The sequence below is a fragment of the Olsenella sp. CU969 genome, assembly GCF_905219715.1.
In the GTDB taxonomy this organism is placed as follows: domain Bacteria; phylum Actinomycetota; class Coriobacteriia; order Coriobacteriales; family Atopobiaceae; genus Granulimonas; species Granulimonas faecalis.
In genome coordinates, this window is sequence record NZ_CAJMXC010000001.1 from 52,001 (window position 1) to 74,569 (window position 22,569).

A 22,569-nucleotide genomic window follows, 5' to 3' on the forward strand; every position below is an offset into this window, starting at 1 on the left:
GGGCTAGAGCAGGTCGCAGGTGGCGAGGACCTGACGGATGGCCTCGACGTTCTCGCCCTCGAGCTCGGCGACGGGCTCGGGCATGCGGTTGCTGGAGAAGACGCCCATCTCACGCAGGGCCGTCTTGAACGCGCCCACGCCGGCGCCGTAGCCGCCCACGCCCGTGGTCACCTGGGTGATCAGCATGAGGTCGGCGAGGTAGTCCTGCAGCTCGCGCACACGGGCCCAGTCGCCGGCCTCGGCGGCGCGCCACATCTCCACGTAGGGCTCGGGGGCGATGTTGGCGAGGCCGGGCACGGAGCCGTCGGCGCCGCCGAGGTAGGCGCCGTCGACCACGACCTCGTGGCCGGTCAGCAGCGTCAGCGGGTGGCCGATGCGGTCGTTCTCGCGGATGAGGAAGCGGAAGGAGACGTCGTCGCCCGAGGAGTCCTTGACGCCGGCGAGGGTGCCCTCGGCGCCGAGCTCGGCAAGCAGGCGCCAGTCGAGCTTCGTCTGCACGCNGACGGGGATGTCGTAGGCGAACAGCGGCANGTCGNCGGCCTCGTGGATGGCGCGGAAGTGCCGGGCCACCACGCCGGGGCCGGGGATGGCGTAGAACGNGGCNGNGGCCACGATGGCGTCGACGCCGAGCTCGGCCATGGAGCGGGCGTGGGCGATGACGGCGTCGGTCNGCATGTCGGTGCAGCCGGCGATCACGGGCACGCGGCCGTTGTTGATGCGCATGCCCTCGCGCACCACCTCGAGGCGCGTCTCCTCGTCGAAGAAGGCGACCTGCCCCGACGAGCCCAGGAAGAAGAGGCCGTCGATGCCGGCGTCGATCATGCGGTTGAGGTGCCGCTCGAAGGCCTCGTGGTCGATGGAGCCGTCGTCGAGCTGGGGGACGACGACGGGAGGGACGACTCCGCGAATCTTGAAGTCTGAGCTCATGGGAAACAGGGGTCCTTTCATGGTCTGGCTGTCTATGGAAGGGCCCGGCGGTGCGCCGGGCCCTCGGTGCCTATCGGCCTGCCTCAGGAAGCTTTCCCAAGATTGGGGTGGAGCAACGAGGGGGCCGCGCCGAGCAGGAGCTTGGTGTAGGGGTCCTGGGGGTGCTCGAAGATCTGCTTGGCGGGGCCGTGCTCCACCACGGTGCNGCCGTTCATGACGCAGATCTCGTCGGAGATGTAGCGCACGGTCTGGATGTCGTGGCTGATGAACACCATGGCCAGGCCGAGCTGCTCCTTGAGGTCGGTGAGCAGGTTGAGGATCTGGGCGCGCACGGAGACGTCCAGGGCGCTCGTGGGCTCATCGGCGATGATGCAGTCGGGGCCGATGGACAGGGCGCGGGCGATGGCCACGCGCTGGCGCTGGCCGCCGGAGAGCTGGCCGGGCAGGGCGTCGAGGGCGCTCGACGGCAGGCCGACGAGGCCGATGAGCTCCTGGATGCGCTCCTCGCGCTCCTCGGGGGTGCCCACCTTGTGCACGAGCATCGGGTCGAGGAGCTGGTCGTGGACGCTCATGCGGGCGTTGAGGGCCGTGGCGGGGTCCTGGAAGACCACGGAGAGCACGGAACCGATGTGCTTGCGGTCCTCCGCGGTGCGCTTGGTCACGTCCTTGCCCTTGAAGAAGACCTTGCCCGAGGTGGGCGGCTGAAGGCCGCACATGACGTTGGCCGTGGTGGACTTGCCGCAGCCGGACTCGCCCACGATGCCCAGGGTCTTGCCGGGCATGACGCGCATGGTGACGCCCTTGACGGCTTGCACGAGGTTGGGGTGGAGCAGGGAACCGGTGCGGGTCTTGAAGGTGACCTTCACATCATCGNGGAAGATGATGGGCGTGACGCCGTCGACGGTGCCGTCGTTCACGGCGGGGTTCTGGGTCTCGCTCATGGCTTTATGCATCTCCCTTCGGGGTGCTGGGGGTGTTGACGACGGAGGTCAGGCCGGCGGCCGCGAGGTCCTTGTCGGGGAGCTCGGCCACGTAGTGCTCGGTGCCGGGGATCTTCTTGAGGACCGGGCGGACGTNNAGGCCCACCGTGGGGTGGCTCGAGCGCGGCGCGAAGCGGTCGCCGTCGTTGAAGTCCTTGGGGCTCGGGACCACGCCGGGCACCTGGTGGAGCCTGCCGGAGCCGCCCTCGATGGAGAGCACGGCGCCGAGGAGGCCGCGGGTGTACTCGTGGGTGGGGTGCATGAGCAGCTCGATGGTGGGCNCCTGCTCCACGNCCTGGCCGGCGTACATGACGGTGACGTAGTTGGCCACCTCGGCCACGAGGGCGAGGTCGTGGGACACGAAGATCATGGCGAAGCCGAGCTTGGCCNGNAGGTCGTTGAGGAGCTTGATGACCTGCTTCTGGACGGTGACGTCGAGGGCCGTGGTGGGCTCGTCGGCGATGATCACCTTGGGGTCGCGGGTGAGGGCCATGGCGATGAGGACGCGCTGGCGCTGGCCGCCGGAGAGCTCGTGGGGGTAGCTCTCGAGGGTACGGGCCGGGTCGAGGCCCACGAGCTCGAGGAGCTCCTCGGCGGAGCGGGTGCCGCCGCGGTCCGTGAGCTGCTTCATCTGGTTCTTGATGAGCATGGACGGGTTGAGGGCGGAGAGGGCGTCCTGGTAGATCATGGCGATGTCGTGGCCGCGGAGGGCGTTGCGCTCGGCGTCATCCATCTCGAGCAGGTTCTTGCCCTGGTAGAGGATCTCGCCGGAGATCTGGGCGCGGGAGTCGATGAGGCCCATGATCGTGAGGGCGGTGATGGACTTGCCGCAGCCGGACTCGCCCACGAGGCCCATGGTCTGGCCGGGGCGCACGGCGTAGTTCACGTGGTCGACCACGTTGANGTCGCCGTGGCGCGGGAACTTGATGCAGAGGTCCTTGACCTCGAGCACCGGCTGCACGTCGTAGTCGGGCTTGTGGCGGTCGTCGCGCCTGGCCTCGACGGCGGCGAGGGCCGTGAGGGACCTGTCGAGGGAGGCGGCCTGCTGCTTGTAGGCCTCGACCGGGTCGAACAGGAGGCGGTCCTGCTTGCGGGCGTGCTTGCCGTCGTCCTCGATGGGGGCGTTGGGCGCCGCCACCATGGCGTCGGTGATGCCCTCGGAGAAGATGTTGAGGCAGAGGACCGTGGTCATGATGGCCAGGCCGGGGAAGAGCGCCTGCCACCAGCGGCCGGCCAGGACGCCGGAGCGGGCGTCGGACAGGATGTTGCCNCAGGTGGGCGTGGGCTCCTGGATGCCAGCGGAGATGAAGGACAGCGAGGCCTCGAGGATGATGGCGTCGGCCACGAGCACGATGACATACACGAGGATGGGCGCGATGCAGTTGCGCATNACGTGCTTGACGAGGATCCAGGGGGCCTTTGCGCCCGATACCACGACGGCGCGGACGTAGTCCTCACCGTACTCGGCCACCACGTTGGCGCGGACGATACGGGTCACCTGCGGGATGTAGATGANGCCGATGGCCAGCACGATGGAGGGTACNGAGTTGCCGAAGACCGACACNAAGACGGCGGCCAGGGCGATGCCGGGGAAGCTCATCACCACGNCCATGATGCGCATGATGACCTCGGAGATCCACTTGCGGCTCACGGCGGCCACGGAGCCGATGATGCAGCCGCCCACGAGGGCGAGGAGGGTGGCGCCGAANCCGATAGCCAAGGAGTAGCGGGCGCCGAACATCATACGGGAGAGGATGTCGCGGCCCTTCTCGTCGGTGNNNAAGAGGAACTCGCCGTTGGGGGCCTGGCGGGACTTGAAGATCTCGAAGGGGCTGTGGGGCGCCAGGAAGTTGGCGCAGATAGCCACGAGGGCCACGAGGACGAGCACCACGATGGAGATGCGGGAGCCGATGCTCATGGCGTGCCAGCGGCGGGAGATGCCGCTGCGGCGCTTGACGGTCTCAGCCACGTTNCACGCTCCTGATTCGGGGGTTGATAAGGATATAGAGCATGTCCACCACGATGTGGATCACGATGAACGCGAGGGCAACCACGAGGGTGACGCCCTGGACGAGCGTGGGGTAGTTGGACGTGACGCCGTCGAGGATGGCCATGCCCATGCCGGGGAGGTTGAAGATGACCTCGATGACCACGGCGCCGCCCATGAGGTAGCCGATGCGCAGGCCGAGAACGGTGACCGGCGTGATCATGGCGTTGCGGAGCACGTTCTTGACGATGACCTCGCTGCGGGGGACACCGGCGCCCACGGCGGTGCGCACGTAGTCACGGTCGAGCTCCTCGGCCATGGAGGTGCGGATGACGCGGGTGAGCTGGCCGGCGAGGGGCACCGAGAGGGCCAAAGCGGGCAGGATCATGCGCATCCACCAGCCGCCGGTGAGGAACGCCGGCAGGGCGCCGGAGGCCGGGAAGATCTTGAGGTTGAAGGAGAACACCAGGATCAGCAGGACGGCGAGCCAGAAGGACGGCGTGGCGATGCAGGCGATCGACAGTATTCGGATGACCTGGTNTGGCCACTTGTCCCGGTACACGGCGGCAACCNCACCGAGGATGAACGCGACGATGACGCCGATGATGAGGCCGAGGAAGGTGAGCTGCATGGTCACCGGGAAGGCCTTCATCACGCGGTCGGCCACGGAGGCGCTGTTGACGCCGTACTCGCCGAGGCTGCCCTGGAACATGCCCCCGAGGAAGTCTCCGTACTGCACGATCCACGGCTGGTCGAGGCCGTGCTTCTCGCGGTACATCTGGACGGCCTCCTGNGTGGCGCCCTCGCCGAGGGCNNCGTAGGCCGGGTCAATCGGGGNGAACGACATGACGAAGAACACCAGGAAGGTGACGCCCAGGACCATGATGGGCAGGGCGATGAGCCTTCGTCCTATCAACCGGATGAGGTTGTTCACGTTGCGTCTCTCCTTTCACAATAGAAACGGGTTGCCTATGTGCACAAATGGGGCGCGGGAAGGCGATGGTGCNGTGCCTCCCCGCGCCCGTCCCGGATCGCTCCGGGGTTGGAACCTTGAAGGAACTTACTTGGCCTTGCAGCCCACGAGGTCGATGCCTGTGCAGCCGATGGCCTGGAAGCCGTCGATCTTGTCGGCCCAGACGCCGGTGGGGGTGACGCGGTGGAGCAGCGGGTACAGGGGCACCTGCTCGGCCAGGAGGTCGAAGCACTGGTTCCAGGTGTCCTGCTGGGCGTCGCCGGTCTCGGTGACGGCCTTGGCCATGAGGGTCTGGAGCTCGGTGCACTTCTCCATGCCCTGCCAGCCGTAGCGGGANTGNGTNCAGATGCCGTCGCCGTAGAACCAGCTCATGAGCAGGTCGGGGTCGTTGCCGAAGACCGAGGGGTCGCCGGAGGCGAGCACCACGTCGTAGGGGCACACGCCGGAGGCGTCGGNCGTGGCCTGGTTGGCTTAGAGGTCGGAGCTCTTCTGGGAGTTGAGCTCGACCTCGAGGCCGGCGGCGATGAGGTCCTGCTGGATCGAGGCGGCGATCTCCTTGATCCAGGCGGTGTCGGTGGTCTGGAGGGTCAGCTTGGTGCCGGTGGCGCCGGCCTCCTCGAGGAGGCTCTTGGCCTTGTCGACGTCGTAGGTGTAGACCGTGGAGGCCTTGTGGTAGCCGGGGAAGTTCTCGGGCAGGTAGCAGGTGGCCGGCTGGGCGAGGCCGTCGAGGGCGTTCTCGATGATCTTCTCGACGTCGACGGCGTAGAAGAAGGCCTGGCGCACGCGAACNTCGTCGAACGGCTTCTTCTTGAGGTTGAACATGAAGAAGGGCAGGTTGAAGCCCTGGACCTTGTCGACGGTGATGCCCTGGCCCTCGNAGTNGGCNANCTGTNCGGCGGGGACGGNCTCGCAGACCATGGTGGTGCCCTCGGTCATGGCCGTGACNCGCGGGTCGTTGTNGACGAGGACGGTGAACTCCACCGGGTTGCTGGCCGGCTTGGGACCGTTGTAGTTCTCGTTGACGGAGAGCTTGATGGACTGCTCGTTGGACTCGTCGTACTTCCAGGGGCCGGTGCCCACGGGGAGCTTGGTGAGCTCGTCCTTGGACATGGAGGCCGGGCAGATCTTGATGATGCAGAGGCGCTTCTTCATGATCTCGGGGTCGAAGGCGTTCTTGAGCTTGAAGGTGACGCCGGTGTCGCCGTCGGCCTCGACGGCGTCGATGAAGGTGAGCATGGGCTCGTAGATGTTGCCTTTGTACTCCTCGTCGATGCCCGCGGCGCGCTGCCAGGACTTGATGACGTCGTCGGGGGTGACGGCGGTGCCGTCGNAGAACTTNGNGCNCTCGCGGAACTGCACCTTGTACTCGGTGTCGGAGACCTTCTCGATGTCCTCGGAGGCGGCCAGGGCGGCGAAGGCCTCCATCTTGGCGTAGTCGAACTCGAAGAAGCCCTCGGCCACGCACCAGTTGGCGGCCATGCCGGTGGCGCTGGAGGTGGACAGCGGGTCGAGGTTGCCCTGGTTCTGGTAGGCGAGGCCCGCGGTCAGGGTGGCGTCGGCGCCGCCGGAGCCGGAGCCGGACGACGCGTCGTCGCCACCGCCGCCGCAGCCGGCGAGGCCGAGGCCCGCGGCGACCGCGGCGGTGCCGCCGAGGCCGAGGAAGGTGCGACGCGACATGCCCTTGTCAAACATTGCGTATCTCCTGTCTTCTCTGGCGGTATCCNGCCCTTTTTCAGCCGGTTTTCATGATAGGTCGGCTGCGATTCCGCGCTCTTACAGCTGATATTATTGTCGGTGAACGGCCCCTCACGACCGGGAAGGCCCTGCCAAGCCATAGGCGGAATAAAACATGCCTACTCGCCCACGGGGACATGCCGGGCGCAGGAAAACGCATCGTATTGTCCGTTGGNAGGCTGTCCCCCGCTTTTGCGGTGAAATCTATCTACCGATGTAGATGCATAAGAAGTACGACCTGTCAATGCCGATTCCGGGACCGGGGGGGCCATGCTCGCCGACCTTCATACNCACACAAGTCGATCCGACGGCACCTGCGACGCCGCCGCCATGGCTGCCGNGGCGCGGGCAGCGGGCGTAGACGTCCTGGCCGTGACCGACCACCTCACGCTGCCGGCGGCCATGGACCCCGCATGCGGGTGCTCCGTGGCCGAGGCAGACCTCCCCACCCTCGCGGTCGAGGTCGCCGCGGCGGCAGAGGGTTCCCCGGTGGAGGTGCTCCTGGGCTTCGAGTGTGACTGGTACCCGGGGTGCGAGGGGAACGTGGCGCGCTGGTCCCGCGGCGCGGCGCTGCTCCTGGGCTCGGTGCACTGGATAGGCCCCCAGGAGGGCGGCGCGTGGATCGACGACCCGGACGACCTGCACATCTGGGAGGAACTGGGGCCCGACGAGGTCTGGCGCCGCTACGCGGCCGCCTGGTGCGCCGCGTGCGAGAGCCCGGCGGGGTTCGACGTCATGGCCCACCCGGACCTGCCGTTCCGGTTTTCGAACGAGGGGCTAGCCCCCACCATGGACCTCTCGGCGACCTTCTCGGCCATGGCCGAGTGCGCCCGCGACACCGGGCGGCGCGTCGAGGTCTCCACGGCGGGCCCGCGCAAGGGCGTGGGCGCGTTCTACCCGTGCGGGGCGCTGCTGGACGCGTTCGTGCGCGCCGGGGTGCCGATGACCTTTGGCAGCGACGCCCACCGGGCCGAGGACGTGGCCTGGGGCCTCGAACGGGCCCACGCCTACGCCTGGTGGCACGGCGTGCGGGCCCAGGAGGTGCCGGGGAGGGACGGTTGGCGGAGCGTCCCGCTGTAGGGCCCCAGGGGCGCCATGGGGTGACAGCCCGCCACAACGGCAGGGACGCCCCCCCGCGCGCGACGGCTATTTGAAGCGCGCCGCCAGCTCCCCCGCCAGCTCCTCGAGCGAGACGCCCTGGCGTTCCAGGCAGACCATGAGGTGGTAGACGAGGTCGGCCGCCTCGTAGCGGACGTGGTCGTGGTCGCCGTCCTTGGACGCCAGCGCCACCTCCACCGCCTCCTCGCACACCTTCTTGAGCACGCGGTCCTCGGGCCCCTTGAGCAGACGCACGGTGTAGGAGGCCTCGGGGTCGGCGTCCCAGCGCCCCGCGATGGTGGCGGCGAGCTCCTCGAGCACGGGGCCGACGGGCCTCGGCTCCACGTTGGCGGTCCTCTCCCCCATGGCTAGGCCTCCTCGAAGTCGACGGCGGCCGTGGGCGAGAGCTGCCGGNAGAAGCAGGAGCGGTTGCCGGTGTGGCAGGCGGGGCCGGGCGAGTCCACCTCCACGAGGAGGGTGTCGCCGTCGCAGTCCACCAGGATGCGCCGCACGGTNTGCACGTTGCCGCTCGTGGCCCCCTTGTTCCAGAGCTCCCGGCGGGAGNGNGACCAGAATCACGTGGTCCCCGTCTCGCGGGTGAGCTCGAGGGAGCGCTCNTTCATCCACGCCACCATGAGCACCTCTCCGGTGCCGGCCTGCTGCACGACGGCGGGCACGAGCCCGTCCCCGTCGAGGCGCACGGTGGCCTCGTCTATCTCCACGACGCCGTCGGCGTCGCCCTGGGCACGGTCCATGGGTCTCCTCCCCTACGCGTGTTCGTTCCGAGAAGCATAGCGCCGCACGACGCGCGGCCGCGGCCTAGAAGTCCAGCCGCACCGGGATGCCTTGGCTCGCCATGTACTCCTTGACCTGCCTCACCGAGAAGGTCCCGAAGTGGAAGACGCTCGCCGCGAGCACGGCGTCTGCCTCCCCCTCGAGGACGCCCTCGGCGAAGTGCTCGAGGTTCCCNACGCCGCCCGAGGCGATGACGGGGACGGGCACGGCGCGGGCCACGGCGCGGGTGAGGGCGAGGTCGAAGCCCTCCTTGGTGCCGTCCCGGTCCATGGAGGTGAGCAGGATCTCGCCGGCGCCACGGCGGGCGGCCTCCTCGCACCAGGCCACGGCGTCNNTGCCCGTGGCGGTGCGCCCGCCGGCGGTGTAGACCTCCCAGCGGTTGGGGCCCGTGGCGCGGGCGTCCACAGCGCACACCACGGCCTGGCTCCCGAAGGCCGCCGCGGCGGCCGAGATGAGCGACGGGTCGCGCACGGCGGCCGAGTTGACCGAGACCTTGTCGGCGCCCGCGGCCACCATGGCCCGCATGGCCGCGAGGTCGCGAAAACCGCCGCCCACGGTGTAGGGGATGCCCAGGCGCCGGCTGGCGTCGGAGGCCATGCCCACGGTGGTGGCGCGGTCGTCGCTCGTGGCGCAGATGTCGAGGAACACGACCTCGTCGGCGCCCGCGGCGTCGTAGGCGGAGGCGAGCTCCACCGGGTCGCCGGCGTCGCGCAGGGAGACGAAGTTCACGCCCTTGACCACCCGGCCGTCCTTGACGTCGAGGCACGGGATCACGCGTTTGGCGAGCATGGTCACTCCCCTCCCGCCGCGGCGAGCGCCTCGGCGAGGTCGAGGGTCCCCTCNTAGAGGGCCCGCCCGCAGACGACCCCCTCGACGACGCCGTCGCCGAGGGCCGCGAGCCTCCGGACGTCCTCCACGGTGGTCACGCCGCCCGAGGCCGTGACAGGAAACCCGCAGGCGGCCGCGACGGCGCGGTAGGCCTCCGGGTCCACGCCCGTCTGCATGCCGTCGCGGGATACGTCGGTGTACACGAGGTGCGAGAAGCCCATCCCGACCACGGAGGCGAGGAGGGTCTCCAGGGACACGGGGGCCTCGTNGCGCCAGCCGTCCACGCGCACGGCGCCGCCCTTGGCCGCGACGTCGGCCGCCACGGCGTCGCCGAAGCGCGCCACGGCCTCGGCCGCGAAGCCCGGGTCGCGCACCAGCGGCGTGCCGATGGACACGCGGGAGACGCCGGCGTCCAGGAGGCGCTCGACGTCGGCGAGGCCGCGCACGCCGCCGCCGGCGTCCACGCGCACAGGGACCCGCTCGCAGACGGCGCGAATGGCGTCCATGTTGGCGGCGCAGGCCGCCTCGTCCTCGCCGAAGGCGCGGGAGAGGTCCACCATGTGGACCCACCCGGCGCCCGCGGCGGCGAAGGCCTCGGCCTGGGCCACGGGATCGGAGGAGTACACGTCCATCTCGCTGCGGACGCCCTGGCGCAGGCGCACCACGTCGCCCGCGACGAGGTCGATGGCGGGGTAGACGATCATAGGGGCAGACCCCCCTTCACGAGGGCGACGAAGTTCTCGAGGATGGGACGGCCGGCGCCGGAGCTCTTCTCGGGGTGGAACTGGCNGCCGAAGACGTTGNCCTTCCAGACCACCGAGGGGAAGCTACGCGCGTAGTGGGTCTTGGCGCACACCACGTCGGGGTCGCAGCNGTCGTCCAGNGCGTACGAGTGGGTGNAGTACATGTGCGACCCCTCCCCCACGCCGGCGAGCAGGGGGCAGGCGCGGCCGAGGGGCGTGAGGTCGAGCTCGTCCCNCNCCACGTGGGGCACCTTGAGGCGCGAGGACTCCAAGCGCGTGCACCCTCCGGGAAGGAAGCCCAGGNCCGGCCGCCAGCCCTCGCCGCCCTCGCGGCCGCGGGAGCAGAACAGCTGCATGCCGAGGCAGATACCGAGGATGGGAACGCCGCGGGCGCGGGCGTGGGCCACGGCCTCGGCCTGCCCGGAGGCCTCCATGTACCCCATGGCGTCGGCGAAGGCACCCACGCCGGGGATGACGAGGCCGTCGGAGGCGGCCGCGACCCCGGGGTCGTCGCTCACCACGACGTCGGCGCCGGAGCGGTCGAGGGCGCGGGCCACGCTCATGAGGTTGCCCTTGTGGTAGTCGAGCACGCAGACGGCCATCAGAGCGTCCCCTTGGTGGAGGGCACCCCGGTCACGCGGGGGTCGGGCCCGCAGGCAAAGCGCAGCGCCCGGCCGGCGGCCTTGAAGGCGGCCTCCACGATGTGGTGGCCGTTCTCGCCGGCAAGCTCGCGCATGTGGAGCGTGGCCCCGGCGTCGCGGGCCAGGCCGGCGAAGAACTCGTGGGCCAGCTGCGAGTCGAAGGTGNCTATGGAGGGCACGGGGATCGGGACGTCCCAGAAGAGCTCGCCGNGGCCCGAGAGGTCCACGCAGGCCAGGACCAGTGCCTCGTCCATGGGCACGAGGCACTGGGAGAACCGGGCGACCCCGGCCTTGTCGCCAAGCGCCTCGCGGATGCACGCGCCGATCACGATGCCGGTGTCCTCCACGGTGTGGTGGGCGNCCACGTCGAGGTCGCCCACGCAGCGCACCGTGAGGTCGAAGAGCCCGTGGCGCCCGAAGGCGTCGAGCATGTGGTCGAAGAAGCCCACCCCGGTGCGGACGTCCACGACGCCGGTGCCGTCGAGGTCGAGGGTGACGGCGATGTCGGTCTCGCCGGTGGTGCGGGTGACGGTGGCTCGTCTCATGGTTCCCCCTAGGAGCTGGAAGGGACGGGTCTGAGGATCCGGCGCAGGGCGTCGAGGACGGCGTCGTCCTCCTCGGGCGTGCCAACGGTGACGCGCAGGCAGTCCCTGAGCCCCGGCGCAAAGGAGAGGTCGCGCACGAGGATGGAGAAGTCCCGGGCGAGACGCTGCCGCACGGCATGGGCGTCCGGCACGCGCACGAGCACGAAATTGGCCTCGGAGTCCCATACGCGCAGGCCGAGGGCGCGCAGGCCCCCCGTGAGGCGGGTGCGCTCGGCCACGACGTCGGCCACCGCGGCCNGGGCGAGGTCGCGCCCCTCCACGACAGCCGTGGCGGCGGCCTGGGACAGCACGTTCACGGTGTAGGGCTGGCGCACGGCGGCGAAGACGTCCACAAGCTCCGGGGAGGCCAGGATGTAGCCCACGCNGGCGCCGGCCATGGCGAAGGCCTTGGAGAGCGTGTGGAGCACGCAGAGGTTGGGATGGCGGTCGAGCAGCGCCGCCGCGCTCCCCATGGACGGCGCGAACTCGCCGTAGGCCTCGTCCACCAGCACGACGCCGGGGCAGGCCTCGCAGAGGGCCTCCACACGGTCCGGGGCCACGGTGTTGCCCGTGGGGTTGTTGGGCGTGGTCAGCACGGCGACGTCCGCGGTGCGCGCGGCGGCAAGGACCTCGTCCCAGGCGGGTTCGAACGTCTCGGGGTCGCGCGGCACGGCCACGACCGTGGAGCCCACGAGCCTTCCGTAGATGTCGTAGACCGAGAAGGTGGGGGGCATATCCAGCACGGTGCGGCCGGCCCCCCCGAAGGCCAGAAGCAGGTCGAAGATCAGNTCGTCCCCGCCGTTGCCTACCACCACCTGGGAGCGGTCGACGCCGTGCCACGCCGCAAGGGCGTCGCGCAGGCCGTTGGCCATGGGGTCGGGGTAGCGGTTGAGGGGCGTCGCCGCCAGGGCCTCGCGGACGGCCCGTTCGAGCGCCGGGGGGCGCGGCCAGGTGCTCTCGTTGGCCGAGAGGTTGACCCGGCACTCCACGAACCCGGGGTCGTAGGGCTCGAGGTCCGCCACCTCCGGGCGCACGAGGGCGCGGGCCCGCTCGGAGAGGCCCATGTCAGTCACCGCCCGTCTCGAAGTCGAGCTCAGGTCGGCCGGGCTCCGAGAGGGTCTCGGGCCAGGCGGCCGCGGCGGCGTCCTCGCAGAGCNCCTCCCACGGGGTCCCAGGGCCGCGCTCGCGCAGGCGGCGGCGCATGCCCACGGAGAGCGCGTGGGCCCAGAGGCCCTCGGCCTGGGCCAGGGTCTGGGTGGCGTCGGCGTCGGCCTCCATGCCGGCCGGCGAGTAGCAGACCACGCTCGAGGAGGTGGTGAAGTCGTCCACGGAGAGCGGGTTCGAGAAGGCGGCCGTGCCCCCGGTGGGCAGCGTGTGGTTGGGACCCGCCACGTAGTCGNCCAGAGGCTCCGNNCTNCAGTGGCCGGCGAAGATGGCGCCGGCGCTGCGGATGGAGCCGAGGAGCGCGACGGCGTCGGCCACGCAGAGCTCCAGGTGCTCGGGGGCGATGCGGTTCACGGCCGCCACGGCCGCGTCCATCGTGTCGCAGAGCACGACGGCGCCCTGGCCGTCGAGGGAGGCGCGGGTGACGTCCGCGCGGGGCGACTGGGCGCAGAGCAGGTCGAGGGCGCCCTCCACGGCGTCGGCCAGGGCGGCGGAGGTCGTGACGAGGTAGCTCGCGGCCAAGGGGTCGTGCTCGGCCTGGGCCATGAGGTCGGCGGCCACCACGGCGGGGTTGGCCGTGTCGTCGGCCAGCACGCACACCTCCGACGGNCCCGCGATNATGTCGATGNCCACGTCGCCCGAGACGCGGCGCTTGGCGGCGGCGACGAAGGCGTTGCCGGGGCCGCAGACCTTGTCGACGCGGGGGATGGTCTCGGTGCCGTAGGCGAGGGCGGCCACGGCCTGGGCGCCGCCCACGGCATAGACCTCGTCGACGCCCGCCACGACCGCGGCCGCCAGGGTGTAGGCGGAGAGCGAGCCGTCGCGCTGGGGCGGGGTGACCATGACCACCCTCCCCACCCCCGCAACCTTGGCGGGGACGGCGTTCATGAGCACGGTGGAGGGGTACTGGGCGCGGCCNCCGGGCACGTAGATGCCGACGGAGACCAAAGGCGACACCTTGACGCCCAGGAGGGTCCCGTCGGGCTTGGTCGTGAACCACGACTGGCGCACCTCGCGGCAGTGGAAGTCCTCGATCTGGTCGTGGGCCCTCTCGAGGGCGGCGAGGAACCGCGGGTCCACCTGGGAGAGGGAGGCGGCCACGACGTCGTCGGGCACGCGGAAGGAGCGTGGGGCCGCACCGTCGAACTCGAGGCAGAAGNCGCGCACGGCCTCATCGCCACCGGTACGCACCGCGTCGACGATGGCCTCGGCGGCCGCCACGGCGTCGGCGGGCAGCGCCCCGGAGCGGCGCAGGTCGTCGTTCGTGAGGGTGGCGCCACCCTCGAGCGTGATCCTTCTCATGGGGGTCAGCCTTTCTCGACGGCGTCCCGGAGCCTAGCCCCGAGCGCCCTGATCCGTGCGTCGCTGCGGAAGGCCGCCGGCCCCGCGAAGAAGCGGGCCGAGCAGTCCATGACGTCNTCGGCCACCACCACGAGGTCGTTCTCGCGCAGGGTGGTGCCGGTGGCGGTGATGTCCACGATGCGGTCGGCCATGCCCACGATGGGCCCGAGCTCGATGTTGCCGTGGAGCGCGAGGATGTCCACGGGGCAGCCGACGGAGTCGAAGTACGCCTGGGTGACGCGGGGGTACTTGGTGGCCACCCGGTAGGAGCCGCGCCGGGCGAAGGCGGCGTCGGCGGCCCCCGCGGAGCCCGCGGGCTCGGCCACGACGAAGCGGCAGGCGCCGAAGCGCAGGTCCTCCAGCTGCACGAGGTCGAGGTCGGCCTCGAACAGGGAGTCGGTGCCGCACACGCCGCAGTCGGCGCCTCCCCAGGCCACGAAGGCGGGGGCGTCGGTGGCGCGCACGATCACGTACTCCACGTCGCCGGCGGCCACANCGAGGCGCCGGCCGGGGTCGCGCAGGTCGTCCACGGGCAGGCCCGCGGCCTCGAGGAGGTCCACGCAGGGCCCGAAGAGCGAGCCCTTGGGCACGGCGACGCGCAGCGGACGGTCGTCTCCCCCGCCGTCGCGGACGTCGAGGGCGCCCTGGAGGCGCTCGAGGGACAGGGCGAAGCCGCAGGCCCCCACGGCCGGAACGTCCAGGTTGGCCAGCACGGCGTCGTAGCGGCCGCCGGAGGCCACGCTCGAGGAGAACCCGGGGGCGAAGGCCTTGAACACGAGGCCCGTATAGTAGTCGAACGAGTTGGCGATGGAGAAGTCAAAGGCCAGGGGCACCGGCCCGGACGCCACGGCCCCGGCCAGGGCGCGGAGCTCCGCCGTGCCGCGGTCGGCCTCGGCCACGCCGGCGGCGCCAAGCAGGGCGTCCACGGCGTCGAGCGCCTCGACCCCGCCCATGGAGCGTGGCAGCCCGCGGAGCGCCGCGGCGGCGGGGGCGGGGACGTCCAGGGAGGCCACGAAGGCGTCGAGGCCCACAAGGTCGGAGGAGTGCACCAAGGCCAGGATCCTGTCGGCCTCGGCGCGGGAGACGCCGGCGGCCCCGATGGCCGCGGCAAGGGGGCGCACCGAGCCGCACACGACCGTGCAACCCGAGAGGCCCACGGCCCCGAGGGTCTCCATGAGGATGCCCACGACCTCCGCCTCGGCCTCNCCGTCGGGGGCGCCCACGAGCTCCACGCCCAGCTGGGTGAACTGGCGCGCCTCGCCGGAAAGGCTGCGCTGCTCGCGTACCACGGGGGCGGCGTATCGCAGGCGCGCCGGGAGGTCGCCCTCCCCCATCCGGCCGGCCACGAGCCGGGCGATGGGCAGCGTGAGGTCGGGGCGCAGCATAAGGAGCCGGTCGTCGGCGTCGATGAGCTGGAACGGCACGCCGCGGATGCGGCCGGCCCGCTCGAGGACCTCGCGGCTCTCGANCAGGGNCGTCTCCANGGGAAGGTAGCCGTGGTCGGAGAAGACGCGCCTCACGGTGTCGGCCAGGGCCTCGCGGGCCAGGGCCTCCTCGGGCAGGATGTCGCGGAAACCGCGCGGGGTGCCGTGGATCATTGGCGCCTCCTCGGGGACGGGGTNGCGGATGCTTNAGCAGAGTAAAGCACTTTACCCTAGTAAAGTCAACGGGGAGGGGCGGCGNNCCCTCCCCGCACCGGGCGGAAACGGCCTCAGCCGCCCAGGTAGGCCTTGCGCACGCGGTCGTCGTGGGCGAGGTCGGAGGCGTCGCCGGCCATGGACACCCTGCCGGTCTCGAGCACGTAGGCGCGGTCGGCGATGGAGAGGGCCTTGGCGGCGTTCTGCTCCACCAGAAGGACGGTGGTCCCCGCCTCGTGGAGCTCTTTGACGATGTCGAAGATCTCGTCCACGAGAATGGGAGCGAGGCCCATGGACGGCTCGTCGAGCATGAGCAGGGAGGGCCGGCTCATCATGGCCCGGCCCATGGCGAGCATCTGCTGCTCGCCGCCGGAAAGGGTGCCCGCGCTCTGCCCCTCGCGCTCCTTGAGGCGCGGGAAGCGGTCGAAGACCGTGGAGATGGTNTCTCGGNCNNCGGAGTCGCTNCGGGTGAAGGCCCCCATCTCGAGGTTCTCTCGCACCGACATGTTGAGGAACACGCGCCTGCCCTCGGGGCAGAGGGCCATGCCGCGGCCCACGGTGTGGTGGGCCGGGACGCGGGAGAGCTCCTCGCCTTTGAACTCGACGGTACCGGAGCGCGGGGTGAGCAGGCCCGCCACGGTGTTGAGCGTGGTNGTCTTGCCAGCGCCGTTGGCACCGATGAGCGTGACAATCTCACCCTCCTCGACCTCGNAGGAGACGTCCTTGATGGCGTGGATGTTGCCGTAGTACACGTTGAGGTCGGTAACCTTGAGCAGCGCCATGGCCCTACGCCTCCTTCGCGGACGCGCCGAGGTACGCCTCGACGACCTGGGGGTTGCCCTGGATCTGGTCGGGAGTTCCCTTGGCGATGATGCGGCCGAAGTTGAGCACGGCAATGCCCTCGCAGATGCCCATGACCAGGTCCATGTCGTGCTCGATGAGCAGCACGGCGATCTGGAACTGGTCGCGAATCTTGCGGATGTTCTCCATGAGCTCAGTGGTCTCGCTGGGATTCATGCCGGCCGCGGGCTCGTCGAGGAGCAGCAACTTGGGGCCCGTGGCCAGCGCACGCACGATCTCGAGGCGCCGCTGGGCGCCGTAGGGCAGGTTGCCGGCCTGGACGTGGGCCAGGCCGGCCATGCCGAAGACGTCGAGCAGCTCCAAGGAGCGGTCGTGGAACTCCTTCTCGCTCACCCAGTAGCGGGGCAGGCGGAAGATGCCGCTCCACATGCCGCACCCGATGGCGTNGTGCAGGCCGATGGTGACGTTCTCCTCCACCGTGAGGCTCGAGAACAGGCGGATGTTCTGGAACGTGCGGGCGATGCCCATCTGGCTCACCTTGGCCGTGCTCTTGCCCGCAGTGTCGTGCCCGTCGAGCAGGATGGTGCCGCGGGTGGGCTGATAGACCTTTGTGAGCAGGTTGAACACCGTGGTCTTGCCGGCGCCGTTGGGGCCGATGAGGCCGGCGATCTCGGTCTTGCCCACGATGAGGTTGAAGTCCTCCACGGCGTGGAGGCCGCCGAAGTCGATGCCAAGGTGGCGGCACTCGAGCACCGGCGTGGCATGCACGTCGCGTTCGGGGACGATGCCGTCGGAANGTAGGGGCACCATGCGCGTGCCGCGCTTGGGAGACTGGGGGGCCTTGACGGGCNCCTCGTCGCCCTTGGCGCGGGCGGNCTGCACCCGGTAGGACCCCTGCGCNGCACGGGCCTTGAGGTCTGCAGAAGTCTTCTTGGGATCAGCCACGGCTGTCGCCTCCCGTCGTGACCATGTCGGGTTCCTCGATGGCGTCCTTGTCGGAGAGCCACGGGACCTTTCTCTTGACCGCCTCCATCACGCGCTGTACTGCAGGGATGTTGGGCAGCACCATCACGCAGATGAGCACGACGGCGTAGATGAGCATGCGGTAGTCGGCCATAAAGCGCAGGAACTCGGGCAGGATCGTGAGAATGGCCGCGGCAATGATGGAGCCACGGACGTTGCCGATGCCGCCGAGCACCACGTACACCAGGATGAGGATGGACGTGTTGTAGTCGAAGCGGCCGGCGACGACGCTTGAGAAGTTCATGGCATAGAGCGTGCCCGCCATACCGGCCAAGGCAGCGGCCACGACGAAGGCCATAAGGCGGTACTTGGTGATATTGATGCCCACCGACTCGGCCGCGATGCGGTTGTCGCGCACGGCCATGATGGCGCGGCCGCTTCTGCTGCGCACGAGGTTGAGCGCCACGAAGAGCGTGACGAGAATAAGGACGAAGCCGGCTGCGAACGTGGAGAGCTTGTCGATGCCCACGGCTCCCTGGGGGCCGTTGATGATGACGACGCCGTGGTTCATGCCGAGGTCGGCCACCGAGCTGAGCGACATGTGGAGGCCCGCGGCATCGCGGCCCACATANAGGTTGTTGACGATGTTCTTGATGATCTCGNCGAACGCCAAGGTCACGATGGCGAGGTAGTCGCCGGANAGGAGCATGACGNGCNCGCCCACCAAAAAGCCGGCAAGGGCGCCGAAGCAGCCGCCGGTGGCAACCGACACCAAAAGGCGCAGGGCATCGTTGGGGATGACGTCGGCCAGAAGCGAGGCCATGACGACGCCGGTGAAAGCGCCCACGCTCATGAAGCCGGCATGGCCCAAGGAGAGTTCGCCGGAGATACCCACCACGAGGTTGAGCGACACGGCGGCGCAGATGTAGACGCAGATGGGCACGAGCTGGCCCTGGAGGGCGNTCGTGATGGANCCCGTGGCAATCAGGCCCTGGACGATCAGGAAGGCGATGACCACAAGGGCGTAGGTGCCGAAGGCCCCTCGTACGGCCTCAGAGAGGCGCGCTGCGAACGTGGGGGCCTGGGCCGAAACGGTCGTCTTAGATGCCATGGCCTCCTCCTAAACCTTCTCGGGAACGTACTTGCCGAGCAGGCCGGAGGGCTTGATCAGCAAGACGATGATGAGCACGGCAAACACCACGGCGTCTGACAGCTGGGTGGAGATATAGGCCTTGGCAAAGGTCTCGATGATGCCCAAGAGCAGGCCGCCGAGCACGGCGCCGGGGATGGAGCCGATGCCGCCGAAGACGGCCGCCGTGAAGGCCTTGATGCCGGGCATGGCACCCGTGGTGGGCTGGAGCACCGGGTAGGAGCTGCAGAGCAGCACGCCCGCCACGGCGGCGAGCCCCGAGCCGATGGCAAAGGTGGTGGAGATGGTGCTGTCCACGTTGATGCCCATGAGCCGCGCCGCNCCGGGATCCTCGGAGCAGGCCCTCATGGCCTTGCCCATCTTGGTCTTGGCGGTGAACAGGCCCAGGGCCACCATGATGACCACGGAGCACGCAANGGTGACGATGGTCTCGGCCGAGATGGTCAGNCGCCCGTCGAAGNGCACGACCTGCGGCCAGCCCGCCNCCACGGACGTNNAGACNCGGGGGTTGNAGCCCCAGATGAGCAGTGCTAGGTTCTGCAGCAGGTACGACACGCCGATGGCCGTGATGAGCACCGTGAGGCTCGGCGACTGGCGCAAGGGCTTGTAGGCCACGCGCTCGATGCCCATGCCCAAAAGCGTGCAGACCACCACGGCGGCGAGCACGGCGAGAAGCGGGTTGAGCCCAAGGGTGTTGAACGTGATGAAGNCGATGTAGCCGCCCACCATGATGACGTCGCCGTGGGCGAAGTTGAGCATTTTAGCGATGCCGTAGACCATGGTGTAGCCAAGGGCGATGATCGCGTACACGCTGCCCAGGCTGACGCCGTTGATCAGGTTGGTCAAAAACTCCAAAGCGCCTCCCCTCCTGGTTGGGANTGACAGGCTCCCCGCGCCTAGGTGCGGGGGTCACCTGAATATAGGTGACCCCCGCGGTGTCACAGCTTTCTTGTTACGCAGCACTTACATTGGGCAGTGCTACTCCATGCCAACGTACTGGCCGCCCTGGATGACCATGCCCTTGGGCTCCTTGGAGACCTCGCCCGTGTCGGACGAGGCCATGGTCTCGCCGGTAAGGCCGTCGAAGGTGAAGTCGCCGGAGGTAAAGACCTCCACGAGCTTGTCGCAGACGTCGGAGGCGCTCATGTCGGGCGTGCAACCGCCCTTTTCGAGGGCCGCCTGCAGGGCGTAGACGCAGTCGTAGGCGTCGGCGGCGAACTGGTTGGGGATCTCACCGAACTTGTCCTTGTACGACTTCACGAANGCCTGGGTCTTCTCGTCGGTGGCGTCGGCGTTGAAGGGGNTGAGCAGCATGACGCCCTCGGCGAGGGACTCGTCGAAGCCCGCGAGGGTCAAAATGCCGTCCATGCCGTCGACACCGAAGAACTTGGGCTTGTAGCCCATGTCGTTGGCCTGCTTGAGGATGATGGAGGCCGGGGTGTAGTAGATGGGGAGGAAGAGAATGTCTGCGCCGGCATTCTTGCAGTTGTTGAGCTGCGTGGAGAAGTCGGTGGCGCTGTCGGCGGTGAAGGCCTCGTTGGCTACCACCTCGAGGCTCACCTGCTTGGCCTCGGCGNGGANCTTCTGGTCGATGCCGGTGGAATAGGCGTCGNAGCTGTCGTAGATGATGCCCACCTTGGTGCCGAGCTTCTGCTCGGAGATGTACTTGGCCNACGCGACGCCCTGGTTGGGGTCGGTGAAGCACATCTGGAAGACGTTGGGCTTGCGCGTCTCGGAGATGTTGCCGCTCGCATCCTCCTGGCCGCCGATGACGTCGGTGGAGGAGGCCGAGGGCGTCAGCTCGAAAATGTTGTCAGCGTTGGCCTCCTTGGACACCGCGATGCACGGGGCCGTGGTGGTGGTGCCCATGAGCATCTGCATGCCCCAGTCCTTGAGGGTGTTGAAGGCGTTGACCGACTTCTCGGCGTTGTTCTCGTCGTCCTCGAAGCGGTAGTCGAACTTGAACGTGGAGTCCGAGGCGTCGATCTCGTCAACGGCGATCTGGGCCGCGTTCTTGCAGGCGTTGCCGTAAATGGCGGTGGGGCCGGTAACGGGGCCGATGCCGCCCAGCTTGAACTTGCCGCCGTCGGAGCCGGCGCCCGCCCCGCCTCCGGAGGCGGAGTTGCCGCATCCGGTGAGGGCCACCGCGCCGGCGGCACCGGCCACACCCATGGCCTGGACGAACCCACGACGCGAGACGTTGGAGAACTTCATGGCTATCNCCCTTGCGTAGTGCGAGAGCCGACGACGTCGAGAACCACGTCGCATCGGCGAACGCGCTGATACCTTGGACAGATGGTAGCGAACGGCCCATGAGCGGTCGGCTCGTTAGCAGAATGCAAAACCAGCTGAAACAAGGTTTTCACTTTGGGGGCCGCGACGGCCTAGGCAGCCCTGCGCGAGGCCACCCTGCCCACCATGGACCGGAGGAAGGACGNCTCGGGGNGGCGAAGCGCCATGGCACCGCCGAAGGTGACCGCGAGGGCCGGCAGGCCCGCCGCCACACAGACCAGGAGGCCCTTGGCGAGGCCCGGGCCTCCGAGGCCGGCGGGGCCGGTGAGCGCCCACACCAGGAGGGCCCCCGCGGCGCCGCCGGCGAGGCCCAGGGCCAGGGAGCGCACGGCGCAGGCGAGGAGGGCCTTGAAGCCGATGGGTCCGAGCTCTCGGCGCAGCTGGACNAAGGTGACCACGTCGACGGCGACGAAGAAGAAGAGCGACGAGAGGCCGGGCACCACGTAGCCCCAGACCGGGGTAAGGGCGAGGCAGAAGACCACCTGGACCACGCCGGCNACGANGNTGGCNACGGCGAACAGGCGCATGCGGCGCCAGGAGGAGCACACCTTCTGCAGGTACGTGCAGACCCCGTAGAATGGCAGCGAGACGGCCAGGGCCGAGAGGTAGCCGGCGATCATGGACGTCTCCTCGGCCGTGAACGACCCGGCGTTGAGGAGCTGGGAGAGCTGGGGCGAGAACACCACAAGCAGGACGGCCATGGGCACGAGGAAGAACAGGATGCGCGAGCACCCCAAGGAGATGCCGGATACGAAGCCGGGGATGTCCCGGGCGGCATAGGCGTGGGATANCTCGGTGAACATGGCCGTGNTGACCGGCACCGCCAGGATGGCGTAGGGCAGCGTGTACCAGAGCCTNGCGTAGNAGGCCACGGCGGCGCCGGACNACGTGGAGGAGAGCACGCAGNTCGTCTGNACCGAGACGGTGGCGAAGCTCACCACCATGACAACGAGGGAGGGCACGCCGATGGAGAGGGTCTCCCTGAGGGCAGGGTCGTGCAGGTCGACGGAGAGGCGCAGCCGTATGCCGTGGCGCCTCAGGCTGGGCATCTGCATGAGCACCTGCACCGCCACGCCGAGGGGGTTGCCCACGGCCAGGGCCAGCACGGCGGCCGCGGGCTCGGTACCCACGAGCAGGGCGTACGCGGCGAAGCTCGCGGTGCAGATGATGTTGTTGAAGACCGGGGCCGCCGTGGACCAGAAGTAGTCGCGCTCGGCGTTGAGCACCCCGGAGAACACCGAGGAGAGGCCGTAGAGCACGACCTCCACCACGAAGAAGCGGAAGAAGTAGATGGCGAGTCCGTGGTCGAAGTCCTCGGTGGCGCCGAAGGACTGGGTGAGCACCACCTGGGACGCGAACACGAAACNCAGCAGGGCCACCGCCCCCATGACCACGAGCACGATGGTCACGAGGTTGGACGTGTAGGCGCTCGCCCGCTCGCGGCCCCCCTNCTCCTTGACCGAGAGGTAGACCGGAAGGAAGGCGGTGACGAGCATGCCGCCCATGACAAGCTCGTAGAGCTGGTTTGGCAGGTTGTTGGCCACGGTGTAGCAGCTGGCGAGCATGGCCCCGCCGATGGCGGCCCCCTGGCCCCAGGTGCGGAGAAACCCCGTGATGCGGCTGAGGATGACGAGCAGGCTCATCATGGCGGCGCTGCGGCCCACGGAGGCCTCGACGTCGGCCCGCGCCGCGGCGCGGGCCTCCCCCGCCTCGGCGGCCAGCGGGTCGTCGTCGAAGGAGGCCACCGGCAGCACCTCCCCCGNCTCCACCCCCACGAGGGGCGGCTCGCCGGCCAGGACGTCGGCATCCCGGGTGAGGTCCACGGAGCCGGTGTCGCCGGGAGCCAGCCCATGACGGCGGCANGCCCTGCCGTGGAGGCCGCCCTCCTCGAGGGCCTCCATAAAGGCGGCCGTGGTGTCGGGGGCGGGCGC

At 69.5% G+C, this 22,569-nt stretch carries 20 protein-coding genes and 1 pseudogene; 1 reads left to right on the forward strand and 20 read right to left on the reverse strand.

The features are described 5' to 3' along the window. Nucleotides 1–3 precede the first annotated feature (3 nt). The 5 genes from JX283_RS00215 to JX283_RS00235 form a co-directional block, all read right to left on the reverse strand. Nucleotides 4–927 (reverse strand): dihydrodipicolinate synthase family protein, encoded by a 924-nt coding sequence (locus JX283_RS00215; RefSeq protein ID WP_204828790.1) that lies wholly within the window; start codon nucleotides 925–927, stop codon nucleotides 4–6. Nucleotides 928–1,010: 83 nt separating this feature from the next. Continuing rightward, on the reverse strand, nucleotides 1,011–1,868 hold the full coding sequence (locus JX283_RS00220; RefSeq protein WP_204828791.1) for an ABC transporter ATP-binding protein: 858 nt from the start codon (nucleotides 1,866–1,868) through the stop codon (nucleotides 1,011–1,013). 4 nt (nucleotides 1,869–1,872) lie between these two features. Continuing rightward, a complete protein-coding gene (locus tag JX283_RS00225; RefSeq protein ID WP_204828805.1) occupies nucleotides 1,873–3,825 on the reverse strand; it encodes a dipeptide/oligopeptide/nickel ABC transporter permease/ATP-binding protein in 1,953 nt (650 codons plus the stop codon). A 43-nt stretch (nucleotides 3,826–3,868) separates the two neighbouring features. Continuing rightward, nucleotides 3,869–4,828, reverse strand: a complete 960-nt coding sequence (locus tag JX283_RS00230; RefSeq protein WP_239652384.1) for an ABC transporter permease — start codon at nucleotides 4,826–4,828, stop codon at nucleotides 3,869–3,871. A 510-nt stretch (nucleotides 4,829–5,338) separates the two neighbouring features. Beyond that, nucleotides 5,339–6,559 (reverse strand): ABC transporter substrate-binding protein, encoded by a 1,221-nt coding sequence (locus JX283_RS00235; RefSeq protein ID WP_204828792.1) that lies wholly within the window; start codon nucleotides 6,557–6,559, stop codon nucleotides 5,339–5,341. Nucleotides 6,560–6,871: 312 nt separating this feature from the next. Between JX283_RS00235 and JX283_RS00240 the strand changes: the two genes are divergently transcribed. After that, the gene (locus JX283_RS00240; RefSeq protein WP_204828793.1) at nucleotides 6,872–7,681 is read left to right on the forward strand and encodes a PHP domain-containing protein; all 810 of its coding nucleotides are present in this window, start codon (nucleotides 6,872–6,874) and stop codon (nucleotides 7,679–7,681) included. A gap of 66 nt (nucleotides 7,682–7,747) precedes the next feature. Here JX283_RS00240 and hisE read toward each other — a convergent pair whose 3' ends face one another. The 15 genes and pseudogenes from hisE to murJ form a co-directional block, all read right to left on the reverse strand. Next, nucleotides 7,748–8,065 carry a phosphoribosyl-ATP diphosphatase gene (gene hisE, locus JX283_RS00245; RefSeq protein ID WP_135977635.1) on the reverse strand — a complete coding sequence of 106 codons (318 nt, stop codon included), beginning with the start codon at nucleotides 8,063–8,065 and terminating at the stop codon, nucleotides 7,748–7,750. Nucleotides 8,066–8,067: 2 nt separating this feature from the next. Further along, a pseudogene (locus JX283_RS08610) lies at nucleotides 8,068–8,262 on the reverse strand (phosphoribosyl-AMP cyclohydrolase); the annotation flags it as partial. 256 nt (nucleotides 8,263–8,518) lie between these two features. Further along, on the reverse strand, nucleotides 8,519–9,283 hold the full coding sequence (gene hisF, locus JX283_RS08345; RefSeq protein WP_239652385.1) for an imidazole glycerol phosphate synthase subunit HisF: 765 nt from the start codon (nucleotides 9,281–9,283) through the stop codon (nucleotides 8,519–8,521). Between the two features lie 2 nt (nucleotides 9,284–9,285). Beyond that, nucleotides 9,286–10,026 (reverse strand): HisA/HisF-related TIM barrel protein, encoded by a 741-nt coding sequence (locus tag JX283_RS00255; RefSeq protein WP_204828794.1) that lies wholly within the window; start codon nucleotides 10,024–10,026, stop codon nucleotides 9,286–9,288. Beyond that, nucleotides 10,023–10,667, reverse strand: coding sequence for an imidazole glycerol phosphate synthase subunit HisH (gene hisH, locus JX283_RS00260; RefSeq protein ID WP_204828795.1), 645 nt, complete (start codon nucleotides 10,665–10,667; stop codon nucleotides 10,023–10,025). The genes JX283_RS00255 and hisH overlap by 4 nt, the downstream gene beginning before the upstream one ends. Then, nucleotides 10,667–11,251, reverse strand: coding sequence for an imidazoleglycerol-phosphate dehydratase HisB (gene hisB, locus JX283_RS00265; protein ID WP_204828796.1), 585 nt, complete (start codon nucleotides 11,249–11,251; stop codon nucleotides 10,667–10,669). Before hisB ends, hisH begins: the two co-directional genes overlap by 1 nt. An 8-nt stretch (nucleotides 11,252–11,259) precedes the next feature. Then, on the reverse strand, nucleotides 11,260–12,354 hold the full coding sequence (hisC, locus tag JX283_RS00270; RefSeq protein ID WP_204828797.1) for a histidinol-phosphate transaminase: 1,095 nt from the start codon (nucleotides 12,352–12,354) through the stop codon (nucleotides 11,260–11,262). Nucleotide 12,355: 1 nt separating this feature from the next. Further along, nucleotides 12,356–13,756, reverse strand: a complete 1,401-nt coding sequence (gene hisD, locus JX283_RS00275) for a histidinol dehydrogenase (protein ID WP_204828798.1) — start codon at nucleotides 13,754–13,756, stop codon at nucleotides 12,356–12,358. Nucleotides 13,757–13,761: 5 nt separating this feature from the next. Beyond that, nucleotides 13,762–15,393, reverse strand: a complete 1,632-nt coding sequence (hisG, locus tag JX283_RS00280) for an ATP phosphoribosyltransferase (protein ID WP_204828799.1) — start codon at nucleotides 15,391–15,393, stop codon at nucleotides 13,762–13,764. 113 nt (nucleotides 15,394–15,506) lie between these two features. Beyond that, nucleotides 15,507–16,214, reverse strand: a complete 708-nt coding sequence (locus JX283_RS00285) for an ABC transporter ATP-binding protein (protein ID WP_204828800.1) — start codon at nucleotides 16,212–16,214, stop codon at nucleotides 15,507–15,509. A gap of 4 nt (nucleotides 16,215–16,218) precedes the next feature. Further along, complete coding sequence (locus JX283_RS00290) at nucleotides 16,219–17,043, reverse strand: ABC transporter ATP-binding protein (RefSeq protein ID WP_204828807.1); 825 nt, start codon at nucleotides 17,041–17,043, stop codon at nucleotides 16,219–16,221. 127 nt (nucleotides 17,044–17,170) lie between these two features. Continuing rightward, complete coding sequence (locus tag JX283_RS00295; protein ID WP_204828801.1) at nucleotides 17,171–18,307, reverse strand: branched-chain amino acid ABC transporter permease; 1,137 nt, start codon at nucleotides 18,305–18,307, stop codon at nucleotides 17,171–17,173. Between the two features lie 9 nt (nucleotides 18,308–18,316). Beyond that, nucleotides 18,317–19,201 carry a branched-chain amino acid ABC transporter permease gene (locus JX283_RS00300; RefSeq protein ID WP_204828802.1) on the reverse strand — a complete coding sequence of 295 codons (885 nt, stop codon included), beginning with the start codon at nucleotides 19,199–19,201 and terminating at the stop codon, nucleotides 18,317–18,319. 123 nt (nucleotides 19,202–19,324) lie between these two features. After that, the gene (locus tag JX283_RS00305) at nucleotides 19,325–20,560 is read right to left on the reverse strand and encodes an ABC transporter substrate-binding protein (RefSeq protein ID WP_204828803.1); all 1,236 of its coding nucleotides are present in this window, start codon (nucleotides 20,558–20,560) and stop codon (nucleotides 19,325–19,327) included. A gap of 170 nt (nucleotides 20,561–20,730) precedes the next feature. Then, the coding region (murJ, locus tag JX283_RS00310; RefSeq protein WP_370583379.1) for a murein biosynthesis integral membrane protein MurJ at nucleotides 20,731–22,569 on the reverse strand (1,839 nt) is incomplete at its 5' end.